This window comes from Ruegeria sp. I3 (assembly GCF_056532525.1).
This window is the reverse complement of the sequence record NZ_JBQFNI010000002.1, coordinates 366,865-384,786: the sequence shown is the minus strand read 5'-3', so window position 1 is coordinate 384,786 and position 17,922 is coordinate 366,865. Positions and strand designations below refer to the sequence as shown.

At 58.6% G+C, this 17,922-nt stretch carries 17 protein-coding genes; 8 read left to right on the top strand and 9 right to left on the bottom strand.

The window, feature by feature from the left end; translation table 11 throughout:
* The first annotated feature begins 143 nt into the window (after positions 1 to 143).
* On the top strand, positions 144 to 1,496 hold the full coding sequence (locus ACR0L9_RS06255; RefSeq protein ID WP_170396782.1) for a DEAD/DEAH box helicase: 1,353 nt from the start codon (positions 144 to 146) through the stop codon (positions 1,494 to 1,496).
* Here the strand turns inward: ACR0L9_RS06255 and ACR0L9_RS06250 are convergent.
* From ACR0L9_RS06250 to ACR0L9_RS06240, 3 genes are read right to left on the bottom strand one after another with little or no spacing between them, the layout of a single operon-like run.
* Positions 1,493 to 2,395, bottom strand: a complete 903-nt coding sequence (locus tag ACR0L9_RS06250) for an EamA family transporter (RefSeq protein WP_480895239.1) — start codon at positions 2,393 to 2,395, stop codon at positions 1,493 to 1,495. The two genes, ACR0L9_RS06255 and ACR0L9_RS06250, sit on opposite strands and share 4 nt — an antisense overlap.
* Before the next feature lie 21 nt (positions 2,396 to 2,416).
* Positions 2,417 to 3,319: a fatty acid desaturase gene (locus tag ACR0L9_RS06245; protein WP_170662736.1), complete on the bottom strand. Its 903-nt coding sequence runs from the start codon at positions 3,317 to 3,319 to the stop codon at positions 2,417 to 2,419.
* Complete coding sequence (locus tag ACR0L9_RS06240) at positions 3,312 to 3,515, bottom strand: DUF2061 domain-containing protein (RefSeq protein WP_039535902.1); 204 nt, start codon at positions 3,513 to 3,515, stop codon at positions 3,312 to 3,314. The genes ACR0L9_RS06245 and ACR0L9_RS06240 overlap by 8 nt, the downstream gene beginning before the upstream one ends.
* A 108-nt stretch (positions 3,516 to 3,623) precedes the next feature.
* On the opposite strand from ACR0L9_RS06240, the gene ACR0L9_RS06235 reads away from it, so the two are divergent.
* Both ACR0L9_RS06235 and ACR0L9_RS06230 read left to right on the top strand, forming a co-directional pair.
* Entirely contained in the window at positions 3,624 to 4,490 is an 867-nt protein-coding gene (locus tag ACR0L9_RS06235) for a helix-turn-helix domain-containing protein (protein ID WP_480895237.1), read from the top strand.
* Positions 4,491 to 4,566: 76 nt separating this feature from the next.
* Positions 4,567 to 4,749: a hypothetical protein gene (locus ACR0L9_RS06230; RefSeq protein ID WP_170396771.1), complete on the top strand. Its 183-nt coding sequence runs from the start codon at positions 4,567 to 4,569 to the stop codon at positions 4,747 to 4,749.
* Position 4,750: 1 nt separating this feature from the next.
* Here the strand turns inward: ACR0L9_RS06230 and ACR0L9_RS06225 are convergent, their stop codons facing one another.
* From ACR0L9_RS06225 to bcoG, 3 genes are all read right to left on the bottom strand, one after another.
* Positions 4,751 to 5,512 carry an SDR family oxidoreductase gene (locus tag ACR0L9_RS06225; protein ID WP_170396769.1) on the bottom strand — a complete coding sequence of 254 codons (762 nt, stop codon included), beginning with the start codon at positions 5,510 to 5,512 and terminating at the stop codon, positions 4,751 to 4,753.
* Entirely contained in the window at positions 5,509 to 6,990 is a 1,482-nt protein-coding gene (locus ACR0L9_RS06220) for a carnitine 3-dehydrogenase (protein ID WP_480895235.1), read from the bottom strand. Before ACR0L9_RS06220 ends, ACR0L9_RS06225 begins: the two co-directional genes overlap by 4 nt.
* 63 nt (positions 6,991 to 7,053) lie before the next feature.
* Positions 7,054 to 7,971 (bottom strand): 3-dehydrocarnitine:acetyl-CoA trimethylamine transferase BcoG, encoded by a 918-nt coding sequence (gene bcoG, locus ACR0L9_RS06215; protein ID WP_480895233.1) that lies wholly within the window; start codon positions 7,969 to 7,971, stop codon positions 7,054 to 7,056.
* A 132-nt stretch (positions 7,972 to 8,103) separates the two neighbouring features.
* Here bcoG and ACR0L9_RS06210 point away from each other — a divergent pair, with 132 nt between their 5' ends.
* Entirely contained in the window at positions 8,104 to 9,090 is a 987-nt protein-coding gene (locus ACR0L9_RS06210; RefSeq protein ID WP_170396763.1) for a GlxA family transcriptional regulator, read from the top strand.
* A gap of 75 nt (positions 9,091 to 9,165) precedes the next feature.
* Here the strand turns inward: ACR0L9_RS06210 and ACR0L9_RS06205 are convergent, their stop codons facing one another.
* From ACR0L9_RS06205 to ACR0L9_RS06195, 3 genes are read right to left on the bottom strand one after another with little or no spacing between them, the layout of a single operon-like run.
* A complete protein-coding gene (locus tag ACR0L9_RS06205) occupies positions 9,166 to 10,212 on the bottom strand; it encodes an aldo/keto reductase (RefSeq protein ID WP_480895231.1) in 1,047 nt (348 codons plus the stop codon).
* Positions 10,213 to 10,243: 31 nt separating this feature from the next.
* Entirely contained in the window at positions 10,244 to 10,702 is a 459-nt protein-coding gene (locus ACR0L9_RS06200) for a DNA polymerase III subunit chi (protein WP_480895230.1), read from the bottom strand.
* A gap of 4 nt (positions 10,703 to 10,706) precedes the next feature.
* Positions 10,707 to 12,173 carry a leucyl aminopeptidase gene (locus tag ACR0L9_RS06195; protein WP_170396757.1) on the bottom strand — a complete coding sequence of 489 codons (1,467 nt, stop codon included), beginning with the start codon at positions 12,171 to 12,173 and terminating at the stop codon, positions 10,707 to 10,709.
* A 219-nt stretch (positions 12,174 to 12,392) separates the two neighbouring features.
* Here ACR0L9_RS06195 and lptG point away from each other — a divergent pair, with 219 nt between their 5' ends.
* Genes lptG through pdxA form a run of 4 tightly spaced genes read left to right on the top strand, consistent with a single transcriptional unit; the run spans position 12,393 to position 17,864 of the window.
* On the top strand, positions 12,393 to 13,493 hold the full coding sequence (gene lptG, locus ACR0L9_RS06190; RefSeq protein WP_170510774.1) for an LPS export ABC transporter permease LptG: 1,101 nt from the start codon (positions 12,393 to 12,395) through the stop codon (positions 13,491 to 13,493).
* On the top strand, positions 13,493 to 15,658 hold the full coding sequence (locus tag ACR0L9_RS06185) for an LPS-assembly protein LptD (RefSeq protein WP_480895228.1): 2,166 nt from the start codon (positions 13,493 to 13,495) through the stop codon (positions 15,656 to 15,658). Before lptG ends, ACR0L9_RS06185 begins: the two co-directional genes overlap by 1 nt.
* Positions 15,649 to 16,902 carry a peptidylprolyl isomerase gene (locus tag ACR0L9_RS06180; RefSeq protein ID WP_170406236.1) on the top strand — a complete coding sequence of 418 codons (1,254 nt, stop codon included), beginning with the start codon at positions 15,649 to 15,651 and terminating at the stop codon, positions 16,900 to 16,902. Before ACR0L9_RS06185 ends, ACR0L9_RS06180 begins: the two co-directional genes overlap by 10 nt.
* Entirely contained in the window at positions 16,899 to 17,864 is a 966-nt protein-coding gene (gene pdxA, locus ACR0L9_RS06175) for a 4-hydroxythreonine-4-phosphate dehydrogenase PdxA (protein ID WP_480895226.1), read from the top strand. Before ACR0L9_RS06180 ends, pdxA begins: the two co-directional genes overlap by 4 nt.
* The last annotated feature ends 58 nt before the right edge of the window (positions 17,865 to 17,922 follow it).

Genomic DNA, 17,922 nt, shown 5'->3' with positions numbered 1-17,922 from the left:
ATTAAACCGACTTCATTTGACCCTGCCCCACGTTTTTGTTATGCCCGCGCCACAGCCGAAACGCGCATGGGGCGCATGGCCATCCGGGCCCGGCATTTTCAGACGCGCGGGCCAGGTCTAGTGTCCGCTTGAACCGGACATACATGACAAAGTTTAACGAACTGAACCTGAACCCGAAGGTCCTCAAAGCAATTGAGGAAGCCGGATACGAAACTCCGACCCCGATCCAGGAAGGCGCAATTCCAGCCGCGCTGGAAGGGCGCGATGTTCTGGGGATCGCCCAAACCGGCACCGGCAAAACCGCCAGCTTCACCCTGCCGATGATCACATTGCTGGCCCGTGGGCGCGCCCGCGCACGTATGCCACGCTCGCTGGTCTTGTGCCCGACGCGGGAACTGGCGGCACAGGTGGCCGAGAATTTCGATACCTACGCCAAGCACCTCAAGCTGACCAAAGCACTGTTGATCGGTGGCGTTTCCTTCAAGGAACAGGATGCTCTGATTGACCGCGGTGTTGACGTGCTGATTGCCACTCCGGGCCGTCTGCTGGATCATTTCGAACGCGGGAAACTGCTTCTGACAGGCGTTCAGATCATGGTGGTGGACGAAGCTGACCGGATGCTCGACATGGGCTTCATTCCTGATATCGAGCGCATCTTCTCGCTGACGCCATTCACCCGCCAGACGCTGTTCTTCTCAGCCACCATGGCGCCCGAGATCGAACGGATCACCGATACTTTCCTGTCGGCCCCCACCCGGGTCGAAGTTGCGCGTCAGGCCACCGCTTCGGAAACCATCGAACAAGGCGTGGTGATGTTCAAAGGTGGTCGCCGGGATCGTGAGGCCAGCCAGAAACGCAAAACCCTGCGCGCATTGATCGATGCCGAGGGCGACAAATGCACCAACGCCATCATCTTCTGCAACCGCAAGACCGATGTAGATATCTGCGCCAAATCGCTGAAGAAATACGGCTATAACGCCGCCGCGATCCATGGCGATCTGGATCAGTCGCAGCGGATGAAAACACTGGACGGATTCCGCGATGGATCACTGCGGCTGCTGGTAGCTTCGGACGTTGCTGCGCGGGGTCTGGATATCCCCTCGGTCAGCCACGTGTTCAACTTCGATGTTCCCGGCCATGCCGAAGATTATGTCCACCGCATCGGCCGCACGGGCCGTGCCGGGCGCGAAGGCAAGGCAATCACGATCTGCTCGGGCCGCGATGAAAAGGCGCTGGCCGCGATCGAGAGCCTGATCCAAAAGGACATTCCGCGCATCGACAATCCGGTCAAGGCCGATGAGCCCAAGCCCGAGGCGCCAAAGCCAGAGAAGAAGGCCAAAGCGTCGGACAACAAAAAGAGCGAGAGCCGCAAAGAGCGAGAGCCCAAAACCCGTGGCCGTGGGCGTCGCGACGATGGCGGGCCAGCAGTAGTAGGCATGGGGGATCACCTGCCTAGTTTTATCGCACTCAGCTTTGATGAGCGTCGCGCAGGCTAGATTGTCAGCACAAGCGCCAGTATCGACAAGCCAAGCAACGTCATCCCGGCGATCTCGCGACGGGTGATGGTTTCACGGAAAAACAGCAGCGATGCGAACAGGCTGAGGATCAGTTCGATCTGACCCAAGGCCTTTACATAGGCTGCGTTCTGCAACGTGAAGGCGAAGAACCAGCAAAACGAACCACAGAGGCTGGTCAGGCCGACAAAAACACCGGTCCGGCGAGTCTCCCACACCGCGCGCAGCTCGGCGCTGTCTCGCCAAAGCAGCCACAGCCACATGCTGAGAAACTGAAACGTTACCACGACGGCCAGTGTCACAAGTGCCCGGAACCACGCATCGATGTCGCCCAATTGCAAAGAGGCGCCGCGATAGCTGACCGATGAGAATGCGAATAACACGCCTGACCCCAGTCCAAGACGCGAGGCTTTGTTTGTCAGATGTTGCCACCAAGCGCCGCTGCCTCCGGGCGTTTTTGACAACAACAGGACGGCCAGCAACCCAAGCAGAATTGCCCCCAGCGCCCCGGTAGAGACCTGATCGCCGAGGACAAGGAACCCCACAATAGCGGTTTGAATCACCTCAGTTTTCTTGAACGTAATCCCTACCGCAAAGTTGCGCTGCTTGAACAATGCCACAACGCAGATCGTGGCCAGTATCTGTGTGGTCCCGCCGATGACAGCAAATATCCAGAACTTCGCCGTCAGCGCTGGCAGTTCGTACCCTGTCGCGCCCAAAGCAATGGAAAGCCCCAGCAAGGCCAATGGCATGGAATAGGCGAATCGTGCAAATGTCGCCCCGGCAGCCGAAAGCTTCACGCTGCTCAGGGATTTCTGCAGCATAAACCGCACCGTCTGGAACGATGCGGCCGCGATGGTGACGGGAATCCATAAACTCATGGCTTCCCTTCTGTCGTTAAATCAAGGCTTTGGCCAGAGCGGATGCGCCACCGGATCCTTGGCGCGCCAGAAATACTCTCGGAATATCTGCCCGTACGAACGGTAGACATAAGCCTCGTTACAGGCCAAGTATCTTTCCTTGCCCGTGCGGTAGAGTGCCGGCAATCGGTACCAAGGTGCTGATGGGTTCATATGATGAACGACGTGCAAGTTATTGTTCAAAAACAGAAATGCAAGGATGCCACGGTCCTCTACGATCACTGTGCGCGCGCGCGATTTCTCATGCGCGCGGTGTTCCAGGAATGTGCGGATCTTGACCAGTCCCAGCCCGATATATGCTGAAAGGGCGAAGGCCCAGATCGGCATTTGCGAAAGCGAGACGATCCAAAGAGTCGCGACAACGCCGGGCATATGCAGCGCCCATGCCAACAAAATCGCCCGATCTCCGCGAAGTGCACCACGCAGTTCATCCCGCAAGAACGCAACCTGCCCAATTGCAGGCCCCAGAACCATCCGCCCCAGCAGAGTGTTGTTCACTTGATACATCCGCCTCTGCCAACCGGACAGAGACGCCCAGACCTGCGGGTCGAGATAGTTGGTCTCAGGGTCATCATAGGGATCGGTTAGGTTCGCGTCACAGTGATGCGCCAGATGCAGGTCCCGAAACCGATTGTAGGGAATGAACAAAGTCAGCGGCATCGCCATCAGCGCCTCATTCAGCCACTTCTGGCGAAAGGGATGCCCGTGCAAAGCCTCATGGGTCAGCGAGGAATGCAGCGCAGCCACCAGCCCCATGAACGGGATCGCAAGCCAAAGCGATATGCCTGCCAACCAGAAAATCGCACCAATCCAGGCTAAATAGCACGCGATGATCAGGGCAAATGTCGCCCATTCAGGTGATTTGGGTGTGACCGGCTCAGCCATTGCGGCCCCACGAAATTCCGGCCCAGATACGCTCGTAAATCACATACATGGTCAAACCAATGGCCGTATTGACCAGTGCAACCATCCCTCCAAGTGCTGCTGAACCCGTGGCGATCAAACCAACCAGCGTCATCATCGCCAGCCCCATCGCATTCCACACCAGCGCCTTCACGACCGACCTGCGTCGCGTTTCCATTCCAGACCCCATTCTTATTTTTGTAACACCAGCGTTACAGACAGAGCCAAGGGTCGTGAATTCTGAATATGATTAACAATTCTCACCAAAGGTGATATTAATCATCACATGATTGATAAAATCGACAAACGGGATCGCGCCCTGCATTTTCGCCAGCGCCTGGCCCGAGCGATGCAAGAGCGCAACGTCAGCCAAAGCGCCCTGGCACGCAGCATCGGGGTTGACCGATCTACCGTTTCGCAATTGCTGACCGGGGCGGGGGCACGCCTTCCGAATGCTCATGTCGTCGGCAGCTGCGCCTCGGCGCTTGGGGTTTCCGCCGATTGGCTTCTTGGGCTTTCCAACCGACCCGAAAGCGCGGCAGAACTATTGGCCAGTTCCCTCACCCTAACCGAGGCCGCCCGGGCATTGGTTGATGAGCGCATTTTTGAATGGCATCAAGAGGCCGCCGGCTACAAGATACGCTACGTTCCGGCTACCCTGCCCGACATGCTCAAGACCCGCGCCGTGCTTGAATGGGAATACGCTCCGCATCTCGGCCGTACTGCAGATCAAGCCATTGGCGCCTCGGCAGACCGGCTGGCATGGATGCGCAGCGCCCAGTCCGATTATGAGATTGCCATGCCGTTGTACGAGCTTCACAGCTTTGCCTATGCCACCGGTTACTACGAGGGACTACCGCTTCAGGTCCGGTTGGATCAGATCGATCACCTGCTGTCGGTGTGCGAGCAGCTTTATCCACGTCTGCGCATCTATCTATTTGATGCAAAACGTCTTTACTCTGCCCCCGTCACGATATTCGGCCCACTTCTTTGCGTGTTCTATGCCGGAAGCCACTACATGGCTTTCCGAGACCGCGACCGGATTGAGGTCTTTACGCTCCATTTCGACCGGCTGGTTCGAGAGGCGGATATGACCGCGCGTGATTTCCCGGACCATCTGCAGCAATTGCGGGCAGAAATCGCTCAGACATGACCTGGGCTCAAAGCTGTAGTATAGTCACTTGGCGCGAAACTACAGACATTCCGATCTGAGATGGAGGATGACGGGAATGGACGCACTCAAAACCGCTGAATACGCACGTGCCCTTTATACGGCCCATGGCGATCGGGCCGAAGCCGAAGCTGCGCAGAAAATGCGCGAATGCGAAGCCGCCGGAAATCAGCAGGAGGCGCAGGACTGGCAAGCCGTCCGCAGCGCCATCCGCCAGATTCGGGGGCCAAATCAGGGCTGATTCACAGTTTCGGGTCAGGATTGACCGTATGGCCATCCACCGCGATTACCTGACCCGACACCAGCCTCGCTGCATCTGAAGCCAGGAATACAGCCATGTTCGCAATGTCCTGCGCCTCTACAAAGCGGCCCATGGACGTGCCCGAGGCATAGCCGTCGTAAACCTGATCCCGGGTCATGCCCTTGGCATCGGCCTCGCGCTGCAACACGCCCTCCATTCGTGGACCTTCGACCGAACCCGGGCAGATCACATTGCAGCGGATTCCGTGCGGCCCAAGTTCCATCGCCAGCGTTTTGCCTAATCCCACCATGCCCCACTTGGCCGCCGCGTACGGCGCGCGGTTGGGGTATCCGTACTGGCCTGCAGTCGATGAAGTGATCAAGATCGCGCCGCTGCGTTGCTGTTTCATCAGAGGTGCAGCGTATTTAGAGCACAAAAATGACCCCTCTAGATTGATGGAAAGGCATGACCTCCAATCCGTCAGGGAAACGTCCTCAACCGCTGCGGTGGGGCCCGCTATCCCCGCATTCGCACAGAGCACATCAAGCCCGTCCCATTCGGTCTCAAGGTCGGTAAACGCAGCCGCGACAGCATCCTCATCCGACACATCAAGCTGGCTTTGCTTCCAATGCGCCGGGCAATCCGCCAACGCATCCGCATCAACATCCGCAACCCAGACCTGAGCCCCGGCAGCATCAAACGCTTCAGCCATGGCCCTGCCGACGCCAGAGGCGCCTGCGGTAATCAAGACGCGGCTGCTCATGCGGGCTTGCGGATCGCCGCGCCCGCGCCTTCGGGATAAGGCAACGCGGCCTGCGCCTCGGCAACCCGTGCCATCGCGGCCTCGATCTCGGGTGAAGGTGGGCTGGGGCGTCGGGTCTCAAGGCTGACATGCAGAAGAAAGCTTTCGCCTGTGGCCAGCAGCGTTTCACCCTCGTACATGCTGTGGAAGACATGCAGCTTCTTGCCCTGCCCCAACAGCATCTGCGTACGGCATTCGATCCGCGACCCCGCATGGGTCTCCTGCATGTAACGGATGTGATTTTCGGCAGTGAAATAGCTGCCGCCTGTCGCGATATACTCCATATCGCAGCCAATGATTTCCATGAAACGATCCGTGGCCGCTGCAAAGGCCTCCAGATATTTAGCTTCATTCATGTGGCCATTGTAGTCGGTCCAATCCAGCGGAACGGCGCGCGACAGCGTGAGGATCGGCTGGCTCAGATCCGCCTCGTCCAGCGTCGGCAGCGCTCCGGGCTTCAAGGCCGCATCATGCTGGTTCAATACCGCCCCTGCACCATAGTTCTGGGCCTTCAGCGCCCGCATCATACCAACGAGGTTATTGTCCCGGATACGCTCCAACTCGCGGATCGAGTACTTGCCAGACTGCGCATCCGACTGATCCGCAATCATGTCGACCAACTCATCGGTGAACTCAGGCACATCCATCAGTTTGGTCCAGGGCCATTTCAGCGCTGGGCCGAACTGAGCCATGAAATGCCGCAACCCGGCCTCTCCACCGGCCACGCGATAGGTTTCGAACAGTCCCATCTGGGCCCAACGGATACCAAAACCCATGCGGATGGATTCATCGATCTCTTCGGTCGTTGCGATGCCGTCTTTCACCAGCCAAAGCGCCTCGCGCCACACCGCCTCGAGGAACCGGTCAGCAATATGCGCGTCGATTTCCTTCTTGATGTGCAGCGGGAAGAACCCCACCGAGGTCAAAAGATCTTTGGCCCGCGCGATCAAGTCAGGTGAATTCTTGTCGGTCGGAACCAGTTCGATCAGTGGCAATAAGTAGACCGGGTTGAACGGGTGGGTCACCACGATCTGCTCGGGTCGCAACGCGCCTTCCTGCAACTCCGAGGGCTTGAACCCGCTGGTCGAGGACCCGATGATTGCATCTGGATCACAAGCCCCCTGCAAGCTCTTGTAAACCTTCAGCTTCAGATCGAGCCTTTCCGGTACGCTCTCCTGAATCCAGATCGCACCCTGAACTGCCTCACCGAGATCGTCATGAAAGCTCAGCGTCCCTTCGGGCGGCAGAGGTACATCGCTCAACCCCGGCAAAGAACGGCGCGCGTTATCTAACACCTCACCGATCTTCCTCTCGGCTTCAGGGTCGGGATCGTATACCCGAACATCCCATCCGTTCAGCAGGAATCGGGCAGCCCACCCGCCACCAATCACTCCGCCTCCGATGATTGCTGCTGTTTTTGCTTGCTGTTCTTTGCCCACGATCCGCCTCTTCATCTGGCCAAAAATATCTCGGGGGTTTGGGGGCTGGCCCCCAATCCGCGACTACTTCGCAACCGGAGCCCGCTTAGTAAGCCCCAGCTTCTCACGTACTTCCTGCGGCCCGATCACCCGCGCGCCCATGTTTTCGATGATGCTGCCTGCACGCTCGACCAACTGCCAGTTTTCGGCCAGAACACCCTTTTCCAGCCACAGGTTGTCCTCCAGCCCGACGCGCACATTACCGCCCGCCAGAACCGAGGCCGCGACATACGCCATCTCATTGCGCCCCAGCGAAAACGCGCTGAACGTCCAGTCATCCGGCACATTGTTCACCATCGCCATAAAGGTGTTGAGATCATCCGGAGCCCCCCATGGAACCCCCATACATAGCTGGACCAGAGCGTTCGGTTCCAGAACACCCTCTTTCACCAGCTGCTTGGCGAACCACAGATGGCCGGTGTCGAAGGCCTCGATCTCGGGCTTCACACCCAGATCGGTCATCATCTGCCCCATCGCCCGCAAGGCGCCGGGCGTATTGGTCATCACATAGTCGGCCTCGGCAAAGTTCATCGTGCCACAATCCAGAGTACAGATTTCAGGCAAGCACTCCGCTACATGTGCAACACGTTCAGTCGCGCCGACCAAATCTGTTCCGGCCTCTGCCAAAGGCAGCGGATTTTCGATCCCGCCGAACACCATGTCTCCGCCCATGCCCGCCGTCAGGTTCAGAACCGCGTCTACTTCGGCATTGCGAATGCGGTCCGTGACTTCACGGTACAGCGCCAGATCGCGTGAAGGCGCACCGGTCTCGGGGTCGCGCACATGGCAGTGCACCACGGCCGCACCGGCTTTCGCTGCAGCAATTGCACTATCGGCAATCTGCTTCGGCGAACGCGGCACATGTGGGCTGCGATCCTGTGTCCCGCCCGAGCCGGTGACGGCACAGGTGATAAAGACTTCGCGGTTCATTTCCAAAGGCATGGCGTTATCCCCAGCTTATACCCGGTTTTACCGTGGGTTTTCCCCAGGCTTCTCCCCGGATTCCGATTTGCGTCAACGCCAACTCTGACGCAGCCTTGAGGGAACCACTTAGCAAAATGCGAATCAGACTTGATGAAATCCGCAAAAAACATACTGCAGCCCGAACATCGCGCCCTGAAAACGGCGGTGCTGGTGCTGGACGAATGCAACACACTCAGCTTCGCGGCCGCCGTCGATCCGATGCGTGCTGCCAACCGACTAGCGGATCGGCCCGCTTTTGATTGGGACTACGTCACGGCAACCGCAGAACCCGCGTTGCTGACCAGCGCTCTGAATGTGCAGGGCATTCCCCTGGCCCGGTTGCAGGGCTGCGATCTGTTGATCGTAGTTGCCGGATTCCAATTGGCCCGTCATGCGACGCCCAGCCTGCTCGCCGGGCTCCGCAGGATCGCGGCCACCGGTGCAACAATCGCCGGGATAGATGGCGGCCCCTGGTTACTGGCTGAGGCTGGATTGCTCGACGGTCACGCGGCGACGACCCATTGGGAGGATTTGGAGAACTTCGCTGCGCGCTTTCCCAATGTCGATGTGCGCCCTGACCGATTTACCGTCTCCGATACACGCCTAACCTCTGGCGGCGCCGTCCCGGCGATCGATATGATGCTCCATATTATTGCTGCACGTCATGGCGCGGGCTTTGCCGCCCGCGTGTCCGGGCTATTCCTCTATGAAGGTGCATCTCAGCCCTCAAAACCGCAAAGCCGCACCGGTGCGCCGCACCGTCACACCGCGCTCACAGCCAAAGCCAACTCATTGATGGAATCCTCACTGGACGACCCGCTGTCCCTTGCGCACATCGCCGATAGACTCGGCACTAGTACACGCACCCTGCAGCAGCAGTTCCGCCTGCGCCTGAATACAACTCCACAGGATCATTACCTGCAACTCAGACTGGCCGAGGCCCGCCGTCTGGTTACCGATACCGACCTGCCGCTGATGGACGTGGCTCTAGCCACCGGCTTCGCCTCGCAATCCAGCTTCGCCCGCGCGTTCCGAACCGCCCACGGCCTCACGGCTCGCGACCTCAGGCAAGACCGTACGCAACCAACCCATCACTGACACGATCCAACTTCATCTGGCCAAAAATACCTCGGGGGAGGCGCCAAAAGCGACGGGGGCAGAGCCCCCATCCCTTCAGTATGGCATCGGAAACGCCCGGTGCGACGCACTGATCTCGGCCATCACTTCGGACGACAGCTTCAAATCCTTACCCGCCAGAATATGTTCTAGCTGCGCTACATTTGTCGCGCCAAAGATGGTTGAGGCCATGAAAGGACGGCTGCAACACCACGCCAGTGACATGTGGATCGGGTCCAGCCCATGCCGCGCGGCAACATCCAGATAAGCAGCCACGGCATCAAAAACGCGATCTGTTTTACGCCCGCCCATATTCGGCACCAGCGCCATGCGTGATCCTTCTGGAACAACACCCCCTTGATATTTCCCAGTCAGGAAACCTGCCGCCAACGGTGAGAATGATAGTAACCCGACATCTTCCAGAAGACACAATTCAGCCAGGTCGGTATCGAATAACCGGCAGAGCAAAGAATATTCGTTCTGGATCGACGCGACCCGAGGTCCACTAACCTCATCCGATGCCCGCAACCACTGAGCGGTACCCCAAGCGCTTTCATTCGACAGACCAAAGGCGCGGATATTGCCCTTGTCAACCTGCGCCTGCAGAGCGATCAGGCTTTCGCGCATCTCGTCCATAATCTCGTCCCGGTTGTGACCCGAGGGTGCATAGTCCCAGTTCTGTCGGAACATGTAGCTGCCACGATTTGGCCAGTGGAACTGATAGAGATCTATACAGTCAGTCTGTAGACGACGCAGTGAACCCTCTATCGCCTCAGGTATGGTCTCTTTCGAGATTGGGGCGCCATTGCGCGCATGCACGAACCCTTCACCAGAGTGTTTCGTGGCCAGCACATAGTCACCGCGCCGCGAAGGGTTGGCGGCATTCCAATTGCCAAGAATCTCTTCGGTCCGCCCGACCGTCTCTGCCGAGATCGGGTTCACCGGATACATCTCAGCCGCGTCGACAAAGTTGATCCCACCCGCAAGCGCCATGTCCATCTGGCGGTGCGCCTCAGTTTCCGAGGTCTGAGTACCAAAGGTCATTGTCCCAAGACATAAATCCGACACCATGATCCCGGTGCGGCCCAAAGGCTTCATATCCATTTGAAATCTCCTAAAATATATTTGTGGCCGATCAAGCCTCGGCCTTTTTCTCCCATCGTCCGGATTCCTCGGACCAATACTGTGCCGAACACCCCGCCCCGGTCAGAGCCTTCCACTGCCCGCGCGCATGTTGAACCGCCTCCGGATCATTCCCGTCGAACAGAATGCAGACACGCTCCATGGTCGAAACTTCCTCCGCCTCAACCGTTGCCCCATCGACAGCCATTACACAGGTCGCGCCATTTGCTGCCCCTTGGCCGGTCGTCAGCAGAACGGGCTGTGCCGCGTCGTGCGAGCCACCTTCGCGGCCATGCGGCAGGAACCCGTCCTCAGGTCCCAGCCACAATTTCTCATCCAGCCAGTCCATCCGCGCAGGGTCGACACCCCGCACGGCAATCCGCCATCCGGCCTGCCGTGCCTTGTCGAGCAGCACAGGCAATGTGTGCTCCAACGGCTGACGGGTCAGGTGGTAGAAATAGACGGCACCCATGCGCTTACTCGAAATTGTCCTGCACGAACCGGCTTAGCGCGCGGACGCCCCAGCCCGTGGCCCCTTTCGGCGCATAAGAGGTCTCGGAAGAGACAGAGGCCACACCTGCGATATCCAAGTGAATCCACGGCGTCTCTTCCTTGACGAAACGCTGCAGGAACTGCGCTGCGGTGATCGAACCTGCGGGCCGCCCGCCCACGTTCTTCATATCCGCAATGCGCGATTTAAGTTGTTTGTCGTAGCCTTCACCCAAGGGCAGCCGCCATGCGCCCTCGTCCTCGGCCTTGGCCGACTTCAGGAAGGCGTCGCAGAAGGTGTCATTGTTTGAAAACACACCGGCATTCTCATGCCCAAGACCAATGATGACCGCGCCCGTCAGAGTGGCCAGATCGATCATGCCCACCGGCTGGAACCGATCCTGCGCGTACCACATGACGTCACACAGAACCAAACGACCCTCGGCATCGGTGTTGATGATCTCGACAGTGTCGCCTTTCATCGAAGTGACCACATCGCCCGGGCGAGAGGCATTGCCCGAGGGCATGTTTTCGACCAACCCGACCAGCCCCACGACATTGGCTTTGGCGTTGCGCTTGGCCAACGCTCGCATGGTTCCGGCAACAACACCCGCGCCGCCCATGTCCATGGTCATGTCTTCCATGCCTCCGGCCGGCTTAAGCGAGATACCGCCGGTATCGAACACGACGCCCTTACCGACCAAGGCCAGTGGCGCGTCATCCTTGTCGCCGCCGTCCCATTGCATCACCACAACTTTCGAGGGGCTGACCGAGCCCTGCCCGACGCTCAGCAGCGTACGCATGCCCAGTTCGGCCAGCTTGTCCTCTTCCAGAACCTCGACCTTCAGGCCCAGCGATTCCATCTCGACCAACCTGTCCGCGAACTCAGTTGTCGTCAGCACATTCGCGGGTTCATTTGTCAGATCTCGTGTCATGCGCACACCGTCTGCGACGGCATAGAGCGGCGCAAAGTCAGCTTCGGCCTCCTCTGGCTTGGAGTGACCGATGGTGATCTCACCCGCCGGGTCTGAGTCCTTGGATTTGTGGACATCGAAATCGTAGGCCCGCAGTACCATGCCCAAGGCTACCTCTTCGATACGCGCGTGATTGGCGGCCATGACCAGCACGGGTTTGCCCGCTGCAGCTTTCGCCAGATTGGCCCCGGCCTTGCGTGCCTCGTCAGAGTCGGGGCGACGCGGCAACACCAGAATATCCAGCGCCTCGGCCACCATTCCGGCAGGCCAGGCCAGCGAAATAACATTACCCGATTTGACCTTGCTGAACCGCTCGCTTTCGACCAGCCGCGCAACCGCGCCTTTGGTCAGGCGATTGGCTCGACGCGCGGCGGGGCTCATCTTGCCATCGGCGGGAATGAGAATGGCCACGCGCCCTTCGGTTTGCGCTATCGCATCAAGGTCAAAGGGGGTGAATCGGACGGGCACAAGACTGCTCATATCATTCTCCTGAAAAATGCGTTGCCCAAGACCTAGCCCGCGCAGCCACCGTTGACCAGATAGCAGTTTTCCCCGCCGGGCAATTGCATTATGGTCGCGCGAAAATAACGGCAGGCTCGGGGGAGAGAACGTGACACCAATCGGCAGTTACAGGCCGTCGCGCATGATTCCATGCCCGATTGTGATTCTTGGATGCCGGGGTTTGACGGGGATGCCCAAGTGATCCTCGACCGCTATTTTGCCCGCCGCTTTGTTCAAAGCTTTCTTGTAATCGGCGGTATTTTTCTGACCTTGATGATCCTGATCGATCTGATCGAACAGGTGCGGCGGTTCGATGGTGTTGACCTATCCTTTGGCCAGTTGCTGCAACTGACGTTGCTGAACACACCGGCCGCGATCAGCGAGATGTTGCCCCTGCTGATGATCCTAGCCACGATCGCGCTGTTTGTCGGCCTCGCCCGCAGCTCCGAACTGGTGGTGACCCGCGCAATCGGGCGATCCGGTATCCGAGCCCTGCTAGCACCCGTGTTGCTTGCGCTGACCATCGGCGCACTTGCTGTGACTTTGCTGAATCCCATCGCGGCCGCGACGTCGGAAGAGTTCCAACGTTTGTCCGATGGCTATCGCAACCAGGGTGGTTCAGCCCTGTCCATCAGCCGCGAGGGGTTGTGGTTGCGCCAGAGCTCAGCCAACGGTCAGTCGGTGATTCACGCAACCGGCACTGTCAATGGCGACCGGTTCGCCCTGCGGAACGTGACCATCACAACGTTCTCATCCGACGGCAAGCCGAACCAGCAAATCTCGGCCCAGAAAGCTGATCTGGAGGATGGATTCTGGACCTTGCATCAGGCCAAAATCTGGCCCATTCAGGACGATCTCAATCCCGAAGCAAATGCCACCAGCCATGAGATCCTGAACCTACCCACAACGCTGACCAGAGACCGGATTCTGGACACTCTCGGGCAAAAGGATTCAGTTTCGGTCTATGATCTGCCCCAGTTGATTCGTGATCTGGGCGAGGCGGGATTTTCAACCAAGCAATATGAGGTCTGGCTGCAAGTACAACTTGCGCGACCCCTGTTTCTGGTTTCGATGGTTCTGATCGGGGCCGCCTTCACAATGCGCCATGTCCGGTTCGGCGGCACCGGAGTTGCCGTGCTGACCGCTGTATTGCTGGGGTTCGGTATCTACTTCATCCGGAATTTCGCCCAAATTCTTGGCGAAAACGGGCAATTACCTATTCTGGTCTCGGCCTGGGCCCCACCCTTTGCGGGCATTCTACTGTCTCTGGGCCTGTTGCTCCATGCGGAGGATGGCTGATGCGCTCCGTCCTGTCTTTGTTGCTGTCGAGCGCACTGATCCTCTCGCTGCCAGCAGCAGTTGCCGCACAGTCCGAACCAGAAGGTGCCGCCAGCGAGGCTGACGCAACTGAACAGAATCAACCCGCCCTACTGGTGGCCGATGAGATATTCATTACCCCGGATCGCAAACTGGTCGCAGAGGGGAATGTCGAGGCCTTCCAAGGCGACGTCAAACTGACAGCACAAAGCGTCACCTATGATCGCGAAACCGGCGAGCTGACCCTGACCGGCCCAATCCGGATCGATCAAGGCGGGAACAGCACATTGCTGGCCGATTCCGCGCAGTTGGACAGCGGGATACAGAATGGACTTCTGGTGGGCGCGCGCATGGTCTTTGACCAGCAAGTGCAGATCGCCTCAGTTCAGGCCACCCGTGCGGCAGGTCGCTACACGCAATTCAGCAAGGTCGCTGCAACGTCATGTCATGTCTGCGCGAATGGCAGACCCCCGATCTGGCAAATTCGCGCCCGGAAAGTGACCCATGACCAGCTTGAACGGCAGCTCTATTTCGAAGGCGCACAGTTCCGAATACTCGATGTCCCGGTCTTCTACTTTCCCACGCTGCGCCTACCCGACCCGACACTTGAGCGGGCGACCGGCTTTCTCGTGCCGTCGATCCGCACCACTTCGCAACTAGGCACTGGCGTTCAGGTGCCGTATTTCTTCAAGATCGGAGATCACAAGGACCTGACTCTGACGCCCTATCTGTCGTCCAAGACCCGCACACTTGGGTTTCGTTACCGGCAGGCATTCAAACGCGGGCGCATTCGGCTGCGGGGCTCTTATACACGCGACGACCTGCAGCCCGGTCAAGACCGGGGGTATTTCTTCGCCGATGGCCGGTTCGGTCTTGGAAATGACTACCGGCTGACATTCGATATCAAAACAACTTCGGATGACTCGTATCTGGCAGATTACGGCTTGCCCGATTTTGACCGCCTGCGTAGCGAAATTGCACTTGAGCGGATCAAGCGTGATACGGCATTCAGAACCAGCTTCATCCACTACAAGTCCCTCCGGGATAGCGAAAATCAGGATGAAATCCCATCGCGTGTCTTCGACATCAACTATCGAAAGCGATTCTTCCCCAGCACCTTAGGGGGTGAAGTTGAACTAAGCCTCGATGGTCACACCCACACGCGAACCAGTGACGAAGATATTCTTGGTCGCGACGTCGCCAGGGCAACATTCGATGCGGAATGGCTGCGCAACTGGACCTTTGCGACCGGATTACGTGCAGAGGCATTGGTGGGCGCGTCAGTGGATACGTTCAATATCCGCAATGACAGCGAGTTTCCGAACAATGTAACCCGCTCGACCCCGCGCGCAGCTTTTACCCTGCGCTACCCCATGCTGCGCCGCGAGCAGTCCGGTGCAACACAAATCCTTGAGCCAATCGCGCAAATTGGTTGGACGCATGTTTCGAACAATGACGTTCCCAACGATGAAAGTACCTTTCAGGAACTCGATCAGGGCAATCTTTTGTCCCTTTCGCGCTTTCCGGCCCCCGACCGCCGCGAAGACGGTGCAACCGCCGTTGTGGGCCTGAACTGGTCTCGGTACAACGCTGACGGCTGGCGGGCGCTGGCGACAATCGGACAGGTCTTCCGGTCCGATGCGGATCCGGATTTCACGCTCACATCGGGGCTGCAGGGTACCAAGTCCGACATTCTGCTTGCCGGGCAATTGAATAACGGCAAGGGGCTGACATTGGCCGCGCGTGGGCTTTTAAACAGCGATTTCAGTTTTACCAAAGCTGAAATTCGTGCAGGCTGGTCTAATGGAGATACGGCAATCTCCGGCGGGTACATCTGGCTCGAACCTGATCCTGCTGAAGCAAATAATGATGAAATCTCGGAACTACGGGTCGGTGGCCGCTACCGCGTAGACCAAAATTGGCTAACCCTTGCCAGCGCACGCTATGATTTCAGCGAATCCGAACCACTCCGCCTTGGGTTCGGCGTGACCTACGAAAATGAGTGTGTGCAGGTAAATGTGAACGTCAACAGACGCTTTACCTCCACATCAAGTATTGAGCCTTCGACAGAATTCGGCTTTACCGTTGCCCTGACAGGGTATTCCGTCGAAGGCGATGGACAGAAGTTTAAGAGAAGATGCAGTTGATCTCAGGTTTCACAAAATCTCTCCGCTCTGGCTGCCGTAGATCAGTGCTGCCGGTGCTGGCTGCCGCGCTTGTTGCAATGGCCACACCACAGGTTCAGGCTCAAAGCCTGTTCTCGCCTGCAATCCGGGTCAATCAGGACATTGTCACCTGGTATGAACTTCAACAACGTCAGCAGTTTCTCGAATTGCTCGGCGTTCCGGGCAGTTCCGAGCGCGAAGTCCGCGAAGCCCTGATTGAGGATCGTCTGCGCAAACAGGCGATGCGCGATGCCGGCATCGAAGCCGCGCCCGAAGATATCCAGACCGGGATTGATGAATTCGCCTCGCGCGGCAACCTCAGCAGCGAAGAGTTTCTGCAGCTGCTCAACGATGCGGGCGTATCAAAGGAAACCGTCCGGGATTTTGTTGCCGATCAACTGTCCTGGCGCGACTTTGTCAGTACCCGCTTTCTGTCGCAGGCTCGCCCCTCGGAAGATGAGATCAACCGTGCACTGGGTCAGGGTGGCGGCGGCGGCCTGCAGGTTCTGTTGTCCGAGATTATCATTCCGGTAACACCGCAGACCCTGGCGCAGGCTGAAGCCCTGGCCGATGAAATCTCACAACTTCCCGATCAAGACAGCTTTTCTTCGGCTGCTACGCAATACTCTGCCGCTGCCACACGCGAGAATGGCGGGCGACTGGATTGGCTGTCGCTCAACAACCTGCCTCCGGCCCTGCAACCCGTCATTCTGGGCTTGAAAAACGGTGAGATCACCGACCCACTGTCGCTCCCGAACGCCGTTGCTCTGTTCCAGATGCGCGGTATCCGCGAAGTTGCCGCTGGTGCCCCAACCTATTCCGAGATCGACTACGCGATCTACTACCTTCCCGGTGGCCGCAGCGCCGAAACGCTTGCGAAAGCCGAAAAGCTCAAGGAAGAGATCGACACCTGCGATGACCTCTACGGCATCGCCAAAGATCAATCGCCCGACGTGCTGGAACGCCTTACCCAAAGCCCCTCGGCGATTCCACGCGACGTAGCGCTTGAGCTGGCCAAGCTTGATCCAAATGAGGCATCGGCCACGCTGACGCGCAACAACGGGCAGACGCTGATGTTCCTGATGCTGTGCAATCGCACCCGCAACCTGGGCGAAGACACCACCCGTGTGGACGTGGCAAACGCACTGACCCAGCAGCGGTTGCAGGCCCTTGCAAACAGCCTGCTGGAACAGCTGAGGGCCGACGCTGTCATCATCGAACAATGATCGCCCCAATCGCGCTAAGCTGTGGTGAGCCCGCCGGGATCGGACCCGAAATCGCAGCCAAAGCTTGGGCAGCCCTGCGCGATACCTGTCCGTTCTTCTACATCGGCGACGCATCACATTTGCCCGATGGAACACCCATTACCCGGATCGCCGACCCGTCTGAGGCGACACCGGCCAGCGCCTCGGCTCTGCCGGTGCTGCATTTCGACTTTCCTGCCCCGAACACGCCCGGCCACCCCGATCCAGCAAACGCACTTTCGGTCATCGATTCTATTGAAAAGGGTGTTGAGCTGGTGAGTTCCGGCGCAGCCTCTGCACTGTGTACCGCGCCGATCCACAAAAAGGCGCTGATCGACGGTGCGGGCTTTGCCTTCCCCGGCCATACCGAATTTCTTGCCGCGTTGGCAGGCCGTGCCCGCGTGGTAATGATGCTGGCCAGCGAACAGCTCCGCGTGGTTCCGGCCACCATCCACATCCCGCTCTCCCAGGTCCCAAGCGCACTCACCCCAGAAGTGCTGCGTGAAACCATCGAGATCACCGCCCAAGGCCTGCGCACCCAATTCGGTATCCACCATCCTCGCATCGCCATCGCGGGGCTGAACCCCCATGCTGGCGAAGGCGGGAAAATGGGTACGGAAGAGCTTGACTGGATCGCGCCACTGATCGCAGACCTCGATCCAATCGACTACGCAGTGACGGGCCCGCACCCCGCCGATACCATGTTCCACGCCGCTGCGCGCTCCCGCTATGATGCCGCGATTGCAATGTATCACGACCAGGCCCTGATCCCGATCAAGACACTGGATTTCGACCGCGGTGTGAACGTAACCTTGGGCCTGCCCTTCGTCCGGACCTCGCCGGATCACGGCACCGCTCTGGATATCGCGGGCCAAAGCAGCGCGAACCCCAACAGCCTGATCGAGGCCCTGAAGCTCGCCCAGCGAATGGCGCAGTCCCGCTAATGCTTCATCTGGCCCCAAATACCTCCGCCGGAGGCAAAAAAATCTCTGGCGCTCCCCC

What these genes read in the sequence shown, in the direction of transcription:
- ACR0L9_RS06255 (WP_170396782.1), top strand. Translation starts at nt 144, where the DNA reads ATGACAAAGTTTAACGAACTGAACCTGAACCCGAAGGTCCTCAAAGCA.
- ACR0L9_RS06250 (WP_480895239.1), bottom strand. Translation starts at nt 2,395, where the DNA reads ATGAGTTTATGGATTCCCGTCACCATCGCGGCCGCATCGTTCCAGACG.
- ACR0L9_RS06245 (WP_170662736.1), bottom strand. Translation starts at nt 3,319, where the DNA reads ATGGCTGAGCCGGTCACACCCAAATCACCTGAATGGGCGACATTTGCC.
- ACR0L9_RS06240 (WP_039535902.1), bottom strand. Translation starts at nt 3,515, where the DNA reads ATGGAAACGCGACGCAGGTCGGTCGTGAAGGCGCTGGTGTGGAATGCG.
- ACR0L9_RS06235 (WP_480895237.1), top strand. Translation starts at nt 3,624, where the DNA reads ATGATTGATAAAATCGACAAACGGGATCGCGCCCTGCATTTTCGCCAG.
- ACR0L9_RS06230 (WP_170396771.1), top strand. Translation starts at nt 4,567, where the DNA reads ATGGACGCACTCAAAACCGCTGAATACGCACGTGCCCTTTATACGGCC.
- ACR0L9_RS06225 (WP_170396769.1), bottom strand. Translation starts at nt 5,512, where the DNA reads ATGAGCAGCCGCGTCTTGATTACCGCAGGCGCCTCTGGCGTCGGCAGG.
- bcoG (WP_480895233.1), bottom strand. Translation starts at nt 7,971, where the DNA reads ATGCCTTTGGAAATGAACCGCGAAGTCTTTATCACCTGTGCCGTCACC.
- ACR0L9_RS06210 (WP_170396763.1), top strand. Translation starts at nt 8,104, where the DNA reads ATGAAATCCGCAAAAAACATACTGCAGCCCGAACATCGCGCCCTGAAA.
- ACR0L9_RS06205 (WP_480895231.1), bottom strand. Translation starts at nt 10,212, where the DNA reads ATGGATATGAAGCCTTTGGGCCGCACCGGGATCATGGTGTCGGATTTA.
- ACR0L9_RS06200 (WP_480895230.1), bottom strand. Translation starts at nt 10,702, where the DNA reads ATGGGTGCCGTCTATTTCTACCACCTGACCCGTCAGCCGTTGGAGCAC.
- ACR0L9_RS06195 (WP_170396757.1), bottom strand. Translation starts at nt 12,173, where the DNA reads ATGAGCAGTCTTGTGCCCGTCCGATTCACCCCCTTTGACCTTGATGCG.
- ACR0L9_RS06185 (WP_480895228.1), top strand. Translation starts at nt 13,493, where the DNA reads ATGCGCTCCGTCCTGTCTTTGTTGCTGTCGAGCGCACTGATCCTCTCG.
- ACR0L9_RS06180 (WP_170406236.1), top strand. Translation starts at nt 15,649, where the DNA reads ATGCAGTTGATCTCAGGTTTCACAAAATCTCTCCGCTCTGGCTGCCGT.
- pdxA (WP_480895226.1), top strand. Translation starts at nt 16,899, where the DNA reads ATGATCGCCCCAATCGCGCTAAGCTGTGGTGAGCCCGCCGGGATCGGA.